Source organism: Mycobacterium sp. URHD0025, from assembly GCF_000426065.1.
Taxonomy (GTDB): domain Bacteria; phylum Actinomycetota; class Actinomycetes; order Mycobacteriales; family Mycobacteriaceae; genus Mycobacterium.
Window position 1 is genome coordinate 293,403 of record NZ_KE384491.1, and the last position, 15,976, is coordinate 309,378.

General features: G+C 65.6%; 13 protein-coding genes. 1 reads left to right on the forward strand and 12 read right to left on the reverse strand.

Annotated elements, in window-relative coordinates; genetic code table 11:
* Positions 1-15: 15 nt before the first annotated feature.
* The 9 genes from H977_RS0129835 to H977_RS0129875 form a co-directional block, all read right to left on the reverse strand.
* A complete protein-coding gene (locus tag H977_RS0129835; RefSeq protein WP_029111290.1) occupies positions 16-528 on the reverse strand; it encodes an Rv2253/PknI dimerization domain-containing protein in 513 nt (170 codons plus the stop codon).
* Positions 525-2,099: an MCE family protein gene (locus H977_RS0129840; RefSeq protein ID WP_029111291.1), complete on the reverse strand. Its 1,575-nt coding sequence runs from the start codon at positions 2,097-2,099 to the stop codon at positions 525-527. The genes H977_RS0129835 and H977_RS0129840 overlap by 4 nt, the downstream gene beginning before the upstream one ends.
* Positions 2,100-3,341, reverse strand: a complete 1,242-nt coding sequence (locus H977_RS34220; RefSeq protein WP_081681906.1) for an MCE family protein — start codon at positions 3,339-3,341, stop codon at positions 2,100-2,102.
* Positions 3,338-4,759 carry an MCE family protein gene (locus H977_RS0129850; RefSeq protein WP_029111292.1) on the reverse strand — a complete coding sequence of 474 codons (1,422 nt, stop codon included), beginning with the start codon at positions 4,757-4,759 and terminating at the stop codon, positions 3,338-3,340. Before H977_RS0129850 ends, H977_RS34220 begins: the two co-directional genes overlap by 4 nt.
* The gene (locus H977_RS0129855; protein WP_029111293.1) at positions 4,756-5,853 is read right to left on the reverse strand and encodes an MCE family protein; all 1,098 of its coding nucleotides are present in this window, start codon (positions 5,851-5,853) and stop codon (positions 4,756-4,758) included. Before H977_RS0129855 ends, H977_RS0129850 begins: the two co-directional genes overlap by 4 nt.
* A complete protein-coding gene (locus tag H977_RS0129860) occupies positions 5,853-6,878 on the reverse strand; it encodes an MCE family protein (protein ID WP_029111294.1) in 1,026 nt (341 codons plus the stop codon). Before H977_RS0129860 ends, H977_RS0129855 begins: the two co-directional genes overlap by 1 nt.
* On the reverse strand, positions 6,875-8,134 hold the full coding sequence (locus H977_RS0129865) for an MCE family protein (protein ID WP_502691232.1): 1,260 nt from the start codon (positions 8,132-8,134) through the stop codon (positions 6,875-6,877). The genes H977_RS0129860 and H977_RS0129865 overlap by 4 nt, the downstream gene beginning before the upstream one ends.
* A 236-nt stretch (positions 8,135-8,370) precedes the next feature.
* Positions 8,371-9,522, reverse strand: coding sequence for an ABC transporter substrate-binding protein (locus tag H977_RS0129870; RefSeq protein WP_051289219.1), 1,152 nt, complete (start codon positions 9,520-9,522; stop codon positions 8,371-8,373).
* A 93-nt stretch (positions 9,523-9,615) separates the two neighbouring features.
* A complete protein-coding gene (locus H977_RS0129875; RefSeq protein ID WP_029111297.1) occupies positions 9,616-10,392 on the reverse strand; it encodes a FadR/GntR family transcriptional regulator in 777 nt (258 codons plus the stop codon).
* A gap of 264 nt (positions 10,393-10,656) precedes the next feature.
* Between H977_RS0129875 and H977_RS0129880 the strand changes: the two genes are divergently transcribed.
* Positions 10,657-11,673: a hypothetical protein gene (locus H977_RS0129880; RefSeq protein WP_029111298.1), complete on the forward strand. Its 1,017-nt coding sequence runs from the start codon at positions 10,657-10,659 to the stop codon at positions 11,671-11,673.
* 59 nt (positions 11,674-11,732) lie between these two features.
* On the opposite strand, the gene H977_RS0129885 is transcribed toward H977_RS0129880, so the two are convergent.
* Genes H977_RS0129885 through H977_RS0129895 form a run of 3 tightly spaced genes read right to left on the reverse strand, consistent with a single transcriptional unit; the run spans position 11,733 to position 15,946 of the window.
* Positions 11,733-12,545: an acyl-CoA thioesterase gene (locus H977_RS0129885; RefSeq protein WP_029111299.1), complete on the reverse strand. Its 813-nt coding sequence runs from the start codon at positions 12,543-12,545 to the stop codon at positions 11,733-11,735.
* Complete coding sequence (locus H977_RS0129890) at positions 12,542-13,768, reverse strand: CoA transferase (protein ID WP_029111300.1); 1,227 nt, start codon at positions 13,766-13,768, stop codon at positions 12,542-12,544. Before H977_RS0129890 ends, H977_RS0129885 begins: the two co-directional genes overlap by 4 nt.
* A gap of 12 nt (positions 13,769-13,780) precedes the next feature.
* Positions 13,781-15,946 carry a thiamine pyrophosphate-dependent enzyme gene (locus tag H977_RS0129895; RefSeq protein ID WP_029111301.1) on the reverse strand — a complete coding sequence of 722 codons (2,166 nt, stop codon included), beginning with the start codon at positions 15,944-15,946 and terminating at the stop codon, positions 13,781-13,783.
* Positions 15,947-15,976: the final 30 nt, after the last annotated feature.

Below are 15,976 nucleotides of genomic sequence, written 5' to 3' on the forward strand. Positions count from 1 at the left end.
CGGCTCGCGCCAGCACTACGGAGATGACTCCAACCGGAACGGCATCTCGATGACCAAGGGTTGGTTGAGCCCGCACCCGCCGCTGACACCGACAGTGCGATCCCAACCGGAGTACTTCCGCACAGCGGAAAAGCTCGGTGCACCGGTCAGATCGGCCGAGAAATACAGAAGCTGCCGACCGGGAACCGCGGTGCCGTCCGGGCAGATCTGCCAATTGTCGTGATTACGCCGCATATTCCAGAGGCCGGCGGATTCACAGTGGATCGGGGCGTCCCATCCCTGGCTGCTGGCGACATGTCCGGCGCAGTCGAGCGGCTCGCCGGTACACGACGAGGTGATGGTCCACGTGCTCGTCACAGTGGCTTCATCGCGAAAGACATCGTTGGTTTTGGCCCACACACCGTCCGACGTCGCGGTGAAGCGTCCGTTCGGCAAGGGATCGCAGAAGTCAGCACCGGCCTGCGGCGCCCACCCGAGGGCTACGACGACGGCTGCGACACATGTCATCACCGCCGTCATCGATCTCATGCGTGTTCCGCCATGATGAGGTCCTTCCATGTCTCCGCCCTGGCTGAGGCCACCAGGTTGGTCTGGGTGAAGGTCCGGCCGTCAGGATCCACGTAACGGCCGGAGGCCGGGTCATAGCGGGCGAATGCGACAGACGGTCCCGTTTCGCCGGCCCCGCCGTAGGCACTGGGCGCCACGGGGATCGCACCCGGGTCGACGGGTGGCGGCGCAGGCGCGGATTCCCCTGGAGTCACGGGTGTTTCGGCGGGGGCCGCACCGGGAGCCGGCGGCGGGGTCCCACCGACCGGCCCCTCGAGATGCCGGTCCCGCTCAACACGATCGTCGGGCGGGATGCCTTGCGAGATCAGGTTCGGGTCCAGCGGATAGGGACCGAGCATGTGCTCACGCATCGCAAGCGGCTGAAACGGCTCGTCGCTGTCGCAGATCTCGACGGTCGGTGCCCTTTTGCCGGGCTTGCCCATACATGGGTAGTTGCGCGCGCCCCGTACTGCCAGCGGAGAGTCCTGGGGCAGTTTGCAGTACATGCCGTCGGGGGTGTCCACCTCGGTGGTGTCCTCCGGTGAGCGCCACGCGCTCGGCGGGAGAAACCCCACCGTGCACGTCGGTGGGTCACCGACCGTGAGAGTGAAATCTCCTTGCCCCAGGCCGGTCGGATTGTGGTCAGGGCCCTCGGACAACAGATTGGCCATGAACGGCGGCAGCAGCACGAGGATCTGTTCGAGGCTCGGCCGGTAGGTCAGCGCCACCTGGCCGAGCGATGTCATGTTGGCGAGTAGCACCGGAAGAGTGGGCCTGAGTTGTTGCAGCAGCCGTGACGCCTCGTCGGCCGTGGCCGGTCCGTTTCTCAACAACGAACGCACATCCTGATCGGAATCGGCCAGTTGGCCGGTCACCCCCGCCAGGGCGTGAGTCCAGGCGCGCAAGTCCTCGACGCCCGCAACCTGTGAATCCATCAGGGGCACCGCATCTTCCACCAGAGCACGGTTGGGCTCGCGGACGCCGTTGAGACTGCCCGACAGTTTCGCCGACGAATCGATCAGGGAGGCGAGATCGTAACCGGCACCGTTGAACGCCTGGAACGACTCGTCGAGCAGCGCGGCGAGCTTGTCCTTGGGGATGCTCGTGAGCAGTGCGCTGGTCTGATCGAGCAGCGGACCGACCTGCTGCGGGACGGTGGTGTGTGCCATCGCGATGACCGAACCGTCATGCAGGTAGGGCGGGGCGTCGCTTCGCGGGAGAAGGTCGAGGTACTGCTCACCGACCGCCGAGACGCTGCGGACCTGAGCCGTCAGATCTTGCGGGATCTTCGGTGAGTTGTCCAGCGACAAGGTCGCTTTGGCGCCGCGACCGTGCAGCCCGACAGCGGTCACCTTGCCGACCTGCACACCCCGGTAGGTGACATTGGAGAACCGGTAGAGCCCGCCGGTGGCGGGCAGCTCCACGGTGACGGTGATGCGGCCGATGCCCAGCATCGTGGGCGCACGCATGTAGACCACCGCCATGGCCACCATTCCGATGAGTGACGCGATGGCGAAGATCGTCAGTTGCATGCGGACGAATCGGGTCAACATTCAGCGCCCACCCTCACCCGCGGCCGGCACCGGCGCAGTCGACGGCGGGGGTGCCGACTGCGGCAACCCACCCGGAAGCATGACCGGCGGCCCCACGGGAGGAGCCGGCGCCGGGACCTCACTGCCGCCGGGCGGTACTGCAACCGGCTGCCCGAGTGGGTTCTTGGTGTAATACCAGTCGTAGCCGGGATCGCCCGGTGCGGGGACGAGTTCGGCTCCGGGCATCCCCCATCGCGTACCGAGGAACGCGGTCCGCTTCAGGCGCGGGACGGTGATGTCCGCGACGGCGAACAGGTTCAGATAGTCGCCCTTGAGGCCGCGATCGACGATGTTCTGCCCGTACGGGAACACCGTCGCGAACATCAGCCCGTCGACGAGACCGGGACCGACGTCGGCCAGGGCGCGAAGCGTGGGTTCCAGGTTGTGCAGATTACGCACCAGGTCGTCCTGTGTGTCGTTGATGAGGCCGGTCGCGGTTTCGCTGAAGGCCCGCAGCTTCGTCAGCGCGGCGACGAATCGAGGTTCTTCGGCGATGAGCACGTCAAGCGCCGGCGGCAGGGCCTGCATCGCCTGTGCGATGACCACGCGCTGCCCGGCCAGGGTGCCCGAGAACCGATTGAGCTGCTGGATCGACGAGACCATGTCGCCACGCTGCTGATCGAGGACGCCGACGAAGGTGTCCAGCCTCGCGATGAGGTCGCGAACCGTGTCCTCACGACCGGAGAGGGCGGCGTTGAAGTTATGGGTGATATCGCCGATCTGGCCCAGACCGCCGGAGTTGACCACCGCCGACAACGACGCGAGGGTTTGTTCGGTCGACGGGTAGGTCGACGACTTGTCGAGCCCGATGGTGGCACCGACCGCCAGGCGGCCCGTCGGGGGTTTGCCGGGAGGTGGATTGAGCTGCAGGTGCATCGACCCCAGCAGACTCGTCTGACCAATGGTGGCAACGACATTCGAAGGGACAACGGTGCCCTCTTTCACGTGCACCTCGACATCGGCGTGCTGTCCCCGCAAGGTCATCTTGCCGACGCTGCCGACCACGACGTCGTCGACCATGACCGGTGAATTGGACTCCAGGGTACCGACATTGGCAATCTCAACGTGGTACACGGCCGCGCCGCTCCCGCGCCCCTCGGTACCCGGCAGCGGAAGCGAGTTCAGCCCGCCGAATCCGCATCCGCTCAAGGTCGCCGTGACGGAGAGAACCAGAACGGTGTGAAAGATACGGCGTCTCGTCACGATGGTGGTACCCCTTCACCGGGTGCCGGCGGCAGTGGTCGATCAGACGGCAGCAACAGGTTCTCCGTGCTCGGCGGTGTGGGCGCAGGCGCCCCCGGGTAGATCGCCGGAGACGGTGCGGCCGGTAGCGGGCCGAGTACGCCGGGAGGACCGGTGGGCTGATTCCAGCCTGGCGGTGGTGCGACATCGCCGTCAGCGCCCGTGAAGGCCGAAATTGCCGGGGGCGGTTCAGGTACGCCCGGGTCCGGCGTCCCGCCCGGCGCCAGGCTGGGGTCGGTGTAGATGACGTTGGTGGGCGCGGGAGCGAGGATCGGATTGACCGGAAACGGCACGTTGTTGAAATTCAGCGACTCCAGCGCGGGCCCCAGATACTGTGCACACAGCTTCGCCGTCTCCGTCGAGGTGGTGTTCTTCACGGCACCGATTGCCCCACAGATGAACTGGAGTGGGTTCGAGAAGTTGTTGAACGATACCGAGCCCAGGATCGTTCCGGTATCGGGGTTGTAATCGGCATATCCGTTGGCGATGGCATTGCCTGCGACATGGAGCAGTTGTTCGAGATCCTTGCGATGCTCGACGAGATTGCCGGTCACTTCGCCGAGGCGCTGCACTTGTTCGCTGGTCCGGTCGCGGGTCTCGGCCAGGAACCCCCGCACGTCGTCGATGGCCGAGGAGAGGTTCTTCAACGCTGCGTCGAGATCCGACCGGTTGTCGTCGAGAACGCTGGTGAGGGTGGCGAACCGCCCTTGGAATTCGACGACTTGCGGGGCGCTGTCACGCAGGGCCGAGACGAGGGTCTGCAGATTCTTGATCGTGGTGGCGATGTTCCCGCTACCGTCGGCCAAGATCCTTCCCACGCTTGATAATTGAGACAGCGTCTGGCGCAGCTTCTGACCGTTTCCGTCGAGTGCGTTGGCGGTGGTTTCGATGAAGCGCGCGATCGCCGGCGTCGAAACTTGGCTGTTGGGACCGAGTTCGGTGGCCAACCGCATGAGTTGGTTCTTGACCTCGTCCCACTCGACCGGTACCGCGGTGCGATCGATGGGGATCACCGCGTCGTCGGCCATCGTGGGGCCGTTGGCCGCGGGATCCGTGGAGCGGTAGGCGGGGGTGAGTTCGACGTACCGGGCCGATATCAGGTTCGGTGCGACGATGACCGCCTTGGCGTCGGCCGGAATCGGCACACCCTGGTCAACCTGCAGCTCCAGCCTGACGCGGCCACCTTCCGGTGTAATGCCGGTGATCGTACCGACTTTCACCCCGGCCACCCGCACCTCGTCTTTGGGGTAGATCGACGTCGCGGAGGTGAAATACGCGATGATGGTCCGTGGAATTCCCTGCTGGATCAGGAACGTGGCGGCACCGATCAGTGCGATCAGCACACTCGCGAGAATCGCGGTCGCACGGTGGTGGGTCATGGCGGCCCGGACCCTTCTGGCGTCTGTGGAATGCCGTTGCGCGGTATGGGGAATTCCGCCCGGGGACCGGCATTGTCCGGCGGCTGCCCGGCGCCGGCGCCTCTGCGGAAGCCGAAGGCGTAGTCGAGGAACGGTTGCAGCATCTGCGGAATGGCGAGGTTGGCGATCATGGCTTGGTAATACGGCCCGCTCGCGACCAGTTCACCGGTGGTGAGCTCGTATTGCGCCAGGCCGGGAATCGCCTTGGCGATGTTGTCCCGATTTTTCTGCAGTACGGCCGTCACCGTGTTGAGCTTGTCGAGGGTCGGGGCGAGTTTGGCCTGATTGTCGTGCACCATTCCCGACAACTGCTGAGCCACGGCCGAGGTGTTCGCCAACAGGTCGACGATCGCGCGCCGCTGCCGGACCAGTACATCCAGGAGATCGTTCGCATTGAGGATCAGTGAGTTCACCTGCTGGCTGCGGGTCGACAGGATGGCACTCACATCACTGACGTTCTTGAACAATTCGCCCAGGGTCTGGTTGCGGGCGTTGAGGGCCCGTGACAGACGTGTCACTCCATCGAAAGTCGACCCCAACTCGGGAGCGACAGCGTCGATGGTCGTCGACAGCGCATCCAGAGACTGATTGAGAGTGGCGGTGTCGGTGCCTGCGACGTCGGTGGTGAGGTCCCCGACCGCCTCGGTCAGTGAATAGGGGGACGAAGTCCGGCTGGACGGGATGACGTCGGTCTGCCGCAACCTGCCCGGGCCCACGGGTTCTACCGTCAGCACCCGCTGTCCCAGCAGTGAGCCGGTGCGAATGTGGGCACGCGTCTGGTTGCCCAGCGGAATGCGTGCTTCCACGGCGAACATGACCAGTGCCTGCCCGTCGCGGAGCTCCACATCGGACACCGACCCGACGTTGATACCGGAGATGGTGACGTCGTTTCCCTCGGTCAGGCCACCGGCCTGGTCGAACAGCGCCTGGTAGTGCAGGTGCGTGGCCCGGGACAGCAATTGCTGGGGTTGCAGTCCGACTGCCACGGCCAGCAGTACCAGGACGACTCCGACGACTCCGCGTCGGATGAGTTGGGATCCGCGGTATTTCAGCATCAGTTGTCCGAGCACCTCCCCGTTTCCTGTCTGACCCAGGGGAATACCGCCGTCCGGCCCTGCAGGTCGGTGACGCGGACGGAAATCCCGCACAGGTAGTAGTTGAAGAAGCTGCCGTAGGCACCCAGGCGCTTGAGCTTGCGGTAGTTCCCGGGCGCCTTCTGTAGACCGACGTCGAGGTGGTCCTTGAGTGCTTCGATGTTGGGGGCCAACCGATTCAGTTCGTTGACCGTGCCGGCCAGCGGCGGACGTGCCTGGGTCAGCAGGTCGGCAAGTGTCGCGGTTCCGTTGTCGAGCGCCTCGATCGCCTCACCGACCGGATCGCGATGGGATGCCAGCTGTCCGATGAACTGATGCAGACGGTCGACTGTCGCCGCGAAGTCGTCGCCGTTCTTCGTGAGCGTGCCGACCGCCGAGTTGAGATTGTCGATCAACTGTTGAACCACGTGATCGTTGTTTCCCAACTCGTTGGAAAACGACGACGTGTGCGAGAACAGGGATTGCAGGGCACCGCTCTGGCCTTGCAGCACCTGCAGCAGTGACTGGGTCAGCGCGTTGACGTCACGCGGATTGAGCCCCTGGGTCACCGGTCGCAGCCCGCCGAGCAGCAGGTCGAGATCCAGAGCGGGTGCAGTGCGTTCGATGGGAATCCGGGATCCCGCCTTGAGAATTCTGCTCTCCCCTGGCCCGGTGGTGAGTTCGAGATAGCGGTCCCCCACGAGGTTGAGGTAGCGCACGACCGCTTTCGTCCCGGACGTCAGTACCGCGGTGCGGTCGGCGTCGAACCCGACCAATGCGGTCATGTCGGGTTGCAGAGAAACGCTGTTGACGGTGCCGACACGAATGCCCGCCACCCGGACCGAATCTCCGACTTTGAGCCGTGAGGCATCGGCGAACACCGCCGAGTACCCGTTGGCCGGCCCCGGCCGGTACTGGCCGAAGATCGCGAAGAGCAGTGCGGTCACCATGACCATCACCACGGCGAATGTGCCGAATTTCAGCAGGGGCGCCCGGGTGGCCCTCATCCCGGTTGACCGATCTGGGCACTGTTGCGCGGCGGTCCGGCGAGCGGTCCGAACAACCATTGTTTGAGAGCATCGGTGTTGAGCAGGATTCCCTGGTTGCCATAGCGGGACGGGTTGATGCCGACGTCGGCCACCACATACGGCGGTCTGGCCTCGAAGGGGACGTTCGGCAAGCCCCCGACACATTGGGGGCCGCCTGTCGCGGCGACCTTGGGCAGATCCGTTGGGTAGCGGTAACGTTCACGCCCCATCGTGAAGCCGGCGTTCACCAGTGCCCCGGGGACCTGCGGTTGCTTGAGGTACGCGCCCTGCACCAATCCGCCCATCAGGCAATACAGGGCCTGGTTGTATTCGTTGGTCAGGTCGGTGGTGGGTGCCAACAGATGGACCACGTCGGTCAGCGGTGCACGGTTGGCCGACAACACGTCATTTCCGTTGTCTGCCAGCCCGATCACGCTGAGCAACAGCGCATCCAGGTTGTGTTGCTCGTCGATGATGCCCTGACTGATCTTGCTGGAATGTCCTGCCACCGCCAACAGATCGGGCGCGGAGTCGGCGTAGGCGCCGGCGACCGTCGGCATGGCGGCAAGGACATGACTCAGCGCGGGCAGACTCGGCTCGAGCGCCGCCAGATAGGCGTCCAGATCGACCAACATCTGACCGATTTCGCGGCCTCGTCCATTCACCGCTGCCGCGATGGCACCGAGGGTCTCGTTCAGCTTCGCCGGTTCGATGGCGGACAACACCTGGGTCAATTGTTCGAAGACGGTGTTGATCTCGACGGTGACCTGACGGGTGTCGATGACCTGCCCGGGATGCAGCGCCTGCGCCGACGGTTCTGCCGGATCGAGAAGTTGAACGTATTTGGCGCCGAACACGGTGGTCGAGGCGATGTTGACGCTCACGTTGTCCGGAATGGAGGGCAGCTGCGCCGGGTCCATCGCCAGGTGCAAGATCGCCCGGCCGTCGGACAGCGTTTCCAACGACGACACGGTACCGACCTGCACACCCCGTAGCTCGACTTTCGCGTCGGGATTCATCACCAGACCGGCCCGCGAAGCGAACACCGTCACCGGCACGGTCGGAGTCAATCCACCCTGGAAGAGCACGGCCACCAGCGCCACGATCAGCCCGATTGCCACCACTGTGAACAGCCCGGCAAGCGGCCTCAGTGCCGGCACCGGCATGATCCCGTGCCGAATACCGTTGTGTCGCCCCACGATCCTCCCCAAGCCGAGCGTTGCAGCGTCTGACACCGGCCAGGGCCCGTCACCGGAAACGACCGGTACGTCAACTGGCGACGATCATCGATACATCTAGATGTATACCGCACGATGCTGAGAATGACGAGTGGTTTTCCGCCTCAAAGATTCGGTGATCGACGTCAATATCGAGGGCGCCAGCGGCATATCGCGGCCAACAGGTCCAGGACCACCGGCTGGCATCGACGTCTATATCTATGTAGATATTTACTTCATCGTCAGTGCGCGGCTCAGCTGACGACGCGACCTTCGATCGTCGCGTGCAGCACCGTGGCGCTGGCGTCGGGTAGCACGCGCCGGGCGACGAGAAACTCACTGCCCACCCAGCCGTGGCGGATGAATTTTCCGAACCTCATACGTGTTCCGGGTGCGCCTGTCGCCGCAGGCAGCATCTTGATGCGCTCCAGCGCCTCCTTGACGGCCGGACCCGTCAACGGCCGGGCCGTGGCAAGTGCGGTCATCATCAGCCGACCCACGTCGTAGGTGTAGAGCGGGAAGAAGTACTCCGGACGGCGGCCGTAGGCCTGCTCGAATCGGTCGAGAAACGCCTGCCCGGTCGGGTTACGTTCGTCGTACTGATCGAGCCCGATCCACCCTGCGAGCTGCTCACGCCACCACTGCCCGGTCGCGGCGAACTCAAATGCTGTCGTGGTGTAGCGCGGCGGCATCCAGCCCACGTCGGACAAGGCCGCGTTCATGCCGATGATCCCGAGTCCGAAGCCGACGTGCATGATGGCGTCGGGCTTGTCGGCGGCCAGCACGGCTACCGCCGTCCGCTTCTCGCGCTCGAGCTGAGGAATCGCCACCTCGGCCGTGATCGTCAAGCCGGCGTCACGGCAGGCTTCGCGCGTGGTTCGCAAATACTCGCGGCCGATGAGGCTGTCCTCGAAGGCCAGGCCCACGCGTCGGCAACCGTCGAGCGCCGCGACGGTGGCCATGATGATCGGCTCCTCTTCCATGGAACCTGCCGGGAGACCGAAAACCCATTCGCCGAGCATGCTTTCGGAAGCAGCCATCGTGATGATCGGGATTTCGGCCAGATCCTCTACGTAGCGACGCAGAGCGACACCGTTCTCCGAAACCCACGGCCCGAAGATCACCAGCACATCCTGCTCGATCAACTCGTCGAAGGCGGCGCGCACCGCCCGGAACGATCCTTGTGGAAGGCCCTGTACCGCGCGGACGACGAATTCGACCGGCCGCTCCAGGATTCCACGTTCCGGATACTCGCCGGCGACCAGTTGCAGTGCCGGAAGGATGTTCTCGTCGTAGCCGCCATCCTCATCCAGGTAGTCGATGAGCAATCCGATGCGGGCCGGGGTGACGTCAGCCATGTGCGCCTCCAGCATGTCGAGCGCCGACAGCACTATCCGGCGAAACATCTGACAATTCGAACGGCTCCAAAACTAACCCAGCACCGGGCCGGAGTCCAGAGAAAGCCCCGTCAGGTCATGAGTGGGACATGATGGCCATCGTCACCGATGGCGGTTCACCTCGATGGTCGAACTGCCACGTTCCCCGAGCAAGCCCCGGCGCAGCCGGGCCATATGTGCGGCACAGTGGGCCTGCGCGGCGTCTCCGTCCCCCGCGGCGATCAGGTCGACGAGTTGTTCGAATTCGCGGATGGTGCGACGCCGCGAAGCGACCGGCTCACCCTGGCTTCGCGTCAAGATGTCAGCCACCGCGGCGCGGGTGATGACCTCATTGATCATCTCGCAGATGACGATCAGGGTCTGATTTCCCGCCAACTGCACCATCTCGCTGTGGAATCCGACCATTGCGGTGGTGCAGCCGACCGGATCCTGAACGGTGCGCTTCATCTCGATCACGAACTCGCGCAAACGCGCAGCGCCACGTTCGCGTCCGCGGGACATGGCCACCATCCGCGCCATGGCGGGTTCGATCACGGCACTCGCTTCGAAGACGTCGACCAGCGAAATGCTGCGGGCCTGCATCACGAGTGCCGCAGCCCGCGCGGTCATCCGTTGATCGGGCCGGTGGACGACCACGCCGCCCAAGGCGCCGCGCAACACCGAAATCAGGCCTTCGGCCTCGAGAATGCGCAACGACTCGCGCAGCGACGGGCGGGACACCTTGAAGCGTTCCAGTAACTCGGCCTCGGTGCCGAGGAGGTCACCCTCGTCGAGCGCGCCGGAGATGATCAAGTCACGCAGTTCGTCGGCTATCTGCTTGGGTTTTCCAGACGCGGAGCCGCCAGACGCCCCGCCCTTGTCTGTATTCGGCTTGGCCACTTGTCTCCCTACCGTCCAATCGATCTGGACCAAAGATGAAGCTGTCCGATGGCCCGAAAACCGCCAGTGGCCGAGAGTCCGTGGCGCAAGCACATCCTTTACAAGGATATCTCTAGAGATTTAAATGTAATCCTGGACGCCGAATCTGTTGTCGAACTGGTCCGCGCCGCCGAAGGTGTTCGAACAATCTTCACTGCCACAAAGGATCTGCGTGAGAACAGCTGAATCAGGGATGCCATCTACTTCACACAGGGGGGCTTGACCATGACCGAAGCAGCCGGCAGCCAACAGGAGGACAGCGTTCGGTTCACCGTGGCGACGCAATCGCCCACACTGGATCATTACCGTCGGGACTGGACACCGGGGTCCGGTGTCGGGCTGGCCGGTATGTGGATCGGCGCGGTGGTCAGCGATGCCGCGGGGCACACATACTGGGGGCTACGCGGGGCCGATGACTTCGTTCCCGGCATGACGCACGTGGTGTCGCCGATCACCGGCTTCAAGCGGCTGCCTGCATCATTCGACCCGGATCCGCCGCACCTGTTCGCCGAATACTCGACGATCGACTGGTTCGAACCCATGACCTACACCGATATCGACGAGAAGGTGACTCTGAGCTACCCGAGCGGTCGTATCGAACGCGATACCGGCGGGCTGCACTGGTATGACGCCGCAGGCCGCTGGGAGATGCACGGCACCAACGTCACCGATGTGTTCACGGTTCACGTCTCGGTCCGCGACGGTGACGCCGAACAGGTCTACTACCGGCACGAGCTGATGGCCGCCGCCGGGACCATCCAGGGAGTACCGGTCTCCGGCTACCTGCATCAGGACTATGCGTACGGGCCTGGCGGAGCGGTGTATCCGGAGCTGCCGATCGTCCGCGGCCTGCAGGGTATGTGGGTGTCATGGCTTCACGAAGACCAGGACGGACAATGGGGCGGTGGCTGCTTCTGGCAAGGACGCGACGGAGTCACATTCGGCCCGGGCTACCACGTCATCGACGGCGTCACGACGGCGCACGATGACGTCACGGCAACGCCGACTTTCGACGATGCCGGCAAGCTGATCCGTCTCGAAGCCGGAATCGGCTCGGAATCATACACTTTCACGTTCGACAGGTCGGGAAGCTACATCCATTACTTCGGCCGCCTCACCGCCAGCTCGTCGGGCTGCGTGCCGGCCCGCAGCTGGTGCTGGGTGGAATACGCTGACGGCCTGCTCACCCCGGAGATTCTCGACATGGCGATGGAGCCGTTCCGCTTGGCCCGTGGACTCTGACCGTGGTCGAGTCCGGAGTTTCCGCCCCGGGAAGCGCGCCCGGGCCACCGTCGCGCCGGTCAGTCCGCCGGGCGCTCCGCGACCAGCCCCTCCTGCACCAGGGTGGCGGCGACCGCACCGTCGGCGCGCAGCAGGCTCGACGTGATCAGCCCGCGGCCCCGCGCGGCGGCCGGCGAGCGCGACTCCAACAGGTTCCACTCTCCGGCGCGCACCGGACGGTGAAACCAGATCGACGAATCGGTGGTGCCACTGCGGTGACTGCGCGACCGCATGCTGTGCCCGTGTACAGCCAAAGCCGGGTCGATGCCGTACAGGTCGGTGATGTACACGGCGATGAGCATGTGCACCAACGGATCCTCGGGCAAGTCGGTGGTGACCCGCCACCACATCCTGCGCACGAACCCCTCACCTGACCCGTCGTCGGCGATGCGGATGTCGAACTCGTCGAGCGGCAGAGAGGGGGCCGGGCCGGGCGGGCCGGTGCACGGCAGCACCTCTGGATCGTGCGGCATCGCGCCCAGCCCGTGTTCGGGTCCGGCGAGCGCCGTCGCGAACGACACCGTGGCCGTGGTGAGCATGCGGTTGTGCTCATACGATTCGACGCTGCGGGCCGAGGCGGTGCGCCCGTCGTACACGCGCCGCACGCGGTGCTCGACCGCCTCCCCTGCGTCCCCACCGCGCAGGAACTGCAGGTGCATGTTGGTGGGCGCACGGTCATCGCCCACTGTCCGGCAGGCAGCCGCCAGGCTCTGTGCGGCCAGCAGGCCGCCGTAGGCCCGCTTGCCGGCCGGGCCGCTGGCCTGTCCGGTGAACACCTCGCCGTCGGCGGCGGTGTCGGCGCGCACGTTCAATAGCTTCAGCAGGGTGCTCACTGAGCGGCACCCGTTGCGACGGTGCCGGATTCGGTCAGTGCCACGATCTCGTCGGCACCGAGTCCGAGGTGTTCGGCGAGCACGGCGGTGGTGTCGTCACCGAGCGCGGGGGCAGCGACGGCGGGCGGATACAGGCCGCCGATCGACACCGGCAGGCCCGGCGCCAGGTAGGTGCCGATACGCGGTTGCTCCAGCGGGGTGAAAAGCGGGTTGGCGACCACCCGTTGGTCGACGGCGACCTCGGCGAAGCTGCGGTACCGCTCCCAGAGCACCGAGGTGCCCGAGAGCGCCGCACTGATCTCGTCGGCGGTGTGCTGGCTGAACCACAACGTGAAAAGTCCCGTCAGGGCGTCGCGGTGGATGTAGCGCTGACCTTCGTCGGTGAAGTCCGCCCCGAACGCCTCAGCCAGGGCGGCAACGGCTTTCGTGGTCCCGGTGACTTCGGTGAGGTCGCGGAAATGCCGACCGGTCAGCGCCACGAGCATGAAACCGACCCCGTCGCTGCTGGTGAAGTTCTGTCCGTAGGTGCCGTACAGGGTATTGCCGAGTCGCTCGCGCCCCGTACCGTTGATCATCACCTCGGTCAGGAATCCGAGATTGCCTGCCGTGGCGAGGGCGACGTTCTCCAAGGGAATGCTGATCCGCGCACCCTCACCGGTCGAATCGCGGTGACGCAGCGCGGCACTGACTGCCAGCGCCACGTAAAGACCGCAGCTGACATCCCAGGCGGGAAGCACATGGTTGATCGGGGTGGCCAACTGCGCAGGCCCGGTGACCATGGGGAAGCCCAGCCCGGCGTTGACCGTGTAATCCACCCCGGTGCCACCGTCGGCGCGCCCCGACACCTCGACGTGGATCAGGTCGGGCCGCAGCGCCGCCAGCACGTCGTACGAATGCCATTGCCGCCCGGCTACATTCGTGATGAGCACGCCGGCTTCGGCGATCAACCGTTGTACCAGCTGCTGCCCCTCGGGTGAGCGCATATCGGCGGCCAGAGAGCGCTTGCCCTTGTTCAGCCCGGCCCAGTAGATGCTGTCGCCGCCGTCGGTGAGCGGCCAGCGGTGATAATCGGCAGCACCCCCGATGGGGTCCACGCGCACCACCTCGGCGCCCAACTGGGCCAAGGTCATGCCGGCCAGCGGCACCGCGACGAAGCTGGAGATCTCGATGATGCGCATTCCGGCCAGCGGACGGGTCTGATCCGGCACTGCAGGTTCTGCCATCAGGTCAAGCTATCAAGGCCGTTCGCCGACCAGTTTCACCGCGGCGGCCTCGATGGTGTCTTCCGACAGCAGCACCTCCAGCGCGGCATCGCCCAGCGGGATGAAGCTGTCGGCACTGGCCACGCGCCGTAACGGGCCGGAGAAGCCGTGGTCGGTGAGTTCGGCCAGCACACCTTCCCCCACACCCCCGGTGCGGCGGGTCTCGTCCACGATGAGCACGCGGCCGGTCGCATCCGCCTCCCGCAGCATGTCCTCGACCGGCAACGGCGACAGCCAACGCAGGTCGACCACGCGGGCCGCGATCCCGGCCTGTTCGAGGCGACGGGCCACCCGCAGGCTCATCCACAGTCCGTTCCCGAAGGTGAGGATGGTCAGGTCGGCACCGTCGCCGTAGGTGCGGGCCGCACCGATGCGCACCGGCTGGGCCGGATAGCTCGCCAGCCACTGCTGATCGCCGTCGTCGTACAGGTCCTTGGTGTGGTACAAAGCGATCGGTTCGAGGTAAATACACACCGCGCCAGCGGCTTTCGCGGCAGCCACGCAGGTGTGCAGCATCGCTGCCGCGTCATCGGGCCGGGCCGGTGACGCGATCACCACCCCTGGAATGTCACGGATTGCCGCGATCGAGTCGTCGTTGTGGAAGTGTCCGCCGAACCCCTTCTGGTAGCCGTAGCCCGCAATCCGTACCACCATAGGGTTGCGGTACTGACGGTTGGAGAAGAACTGCAGGGTGGCTCCCTCACCGCGGATCTGATCGGCCGCGTTGTGCAGGTAGGCGAGATACTGGATCTCCGGGATCGGTAGCAGGCCCGAGACACCGGCGCCCAGGGCCAGGCCGAGAATCGTCTGTTCGTCGAGCAGCGTGTCGAACACCCGCGCGGGCCCGGCAGCCGCCTGCAGGCCACGGGTCACCCCGTAAACCCCGCCCTTACGGGCGATGTCCTCCCCGAACACGATCGTCTCCGGGTGCGCCTGCAGCACATCCTTGAGGGCCCGGTTGATCGCCAGGGCCAGGGTCAGCGGCGCACCGTCCGGGGCCCCCGGGCCGGTGACGGAGACCGCCCGGGCTTCGTCGAGAGTGTCACGCAGCGGTTTCATCACCGCCGGCGCGCTGTCGAGCTGTGCGGACCGGCTGAGCTCCCCCGCCAGCCCGATCACCTCGGTGCGCTTGGCCTCATAGCGCTCGACGGCTTGTTCTGGCGTGAGTACGCCGTGTGTCACAAGGATTCTCGCCGTATTGAGGACGGGGTCACGGTCGTAGTCGGCCAGGATTTCGTCTGGCCTGCGATACGCCGGTTCGTAGTCGGACCCGGCGTGGCCCATCAACCGAACCGTGCCGAGGTGCAGGAAAGCGGGCTTGCGATGGTTGCGTACCCACTGCGCGGCGGCCAGCGCGGTCTCGAAGGCCGCGATCAGGTCGGAGCCGTCGGCGGCGAAGTACTGGAGTCCCTCGCGGTGGGCATAGGTCCGGGCCACCCATCCGCGCGGCGTCTTGGTGCTGATCCCGATGCCGTTGTCCTCACAGACGAACAGCAACGGCATGGGCAGCCCCTGGTAGGAGGCGTGCAGCGCGGCATTGATCGCGCCGACGGCCGTCGAGTGGTTGGCCGAGGCGTCTCCGAAGCTGCACACCGTGACGGCATCATCCGGCCATGGGCACGCGACATCGAGCTTGCGGGCCCTGGCGATCGAGAAGGCGACCCCCAGCGCACGCGGTAGATGCGACGCGATGGTCGAGGTCTGCGGAATGACCCCGAGGTCGTGGCGGCCGAACACCTTGTGCCTGCCGCCCGAAATCGGTTCGTCGGTTGCGGCGACCAGACCCAGCAGCACATCGCGCACCGGATCACTGCCGGCCACCTGAGCGGCGCGGGCCAGGTAGAAGCCCCCCGAGCGGTAGTGCAACAGCGCCGGATCGTCGGCGCGCAGCGCCGCGGCGACCGCCGCATTGCCCTCGTGCCCGGATGACCCGATGGTGTAGAAACCCTTGCCCTGCGCCCGCAGCCAGCGCGCGGCCAGATCGAGGTGCCGACTGCCCAGCTGGGCATCGAAGAGAGCCAACGCATCCGGTTCGGTCAACGCCGACCCGACAGGCCACGGCTGGTCACCAGGTCCGGTCAGCGCCGAGACGGTGGTGCAGAAGTATTCGTCGATGGCTTCGTGGTGACGACTGGCCACCTGGCCTCCTGAGCTCGCGGTGGGTGGACG

What these genes read in the sequence shown, in the direction of transcription:
- H977_RS0129835 (WP_029111290.1), bottom strand. Translation starts at nt 528, where the DNA reads ATGAGATCGATGACGGCGGTGATGACATGTGTCGCAGCCGTCGTCGTA.
- H977_RS0129840 (WP_029111291.1), bottom strand. Translation starts at nt 2,099, where the DNA reads ATGTTGACCCGATTCGTCCGCATGCAACTGACGATCTTCGCCATCGCG.
- H977_RS0129850 (WP_029111292.1), bottom strand. Translation starts at nt 4,759, where the DNA reads ATGACCCACCACCGTGCGACCGCGATTCTCGCGAGTGTGCTGATCGCA.
- H977_RS0129855 (WP_029111293.1), bottom strand. Translation starts at nt 5,853, where the DNA reads ATGCTGAAATACCGCGGATCCCAACTCATCCGACGCGGAGTCGTCGGA.
- H977_RS0129860 (WP_029111294.1), bottom strand. Translation starts at nt 6,878, where the DNA reads ATGAGGGCCACCCGGGCGCCCCTGCTGAAATTCGGCACATTCGCCGTG.
- H977_RS0129870 (WP_051289219.1), bottom strand. Translation starts at nt 9,522, where the DNA reads ATGTTTCGCCGGATAGTGCTGTCGGCGCTCGACATGCTGGAGGCGCAC.
- H977_RS0129880 (WP_029111298.1), top strand. Translation starts at nt 10,657, where the DNA reads ATGACCGAAGCAGCCGGCAGCCAACAGGAGGACAGCGTTCGGTTCACC.
- H977_RS0129890 (WP_029111300.1), bottom strand. Translation starts at nt 13,768, where the DNA reads ATGGCAGAACCTGCAGTGCCGGATCAGACCCGTCCGCTGGCCGGAATG.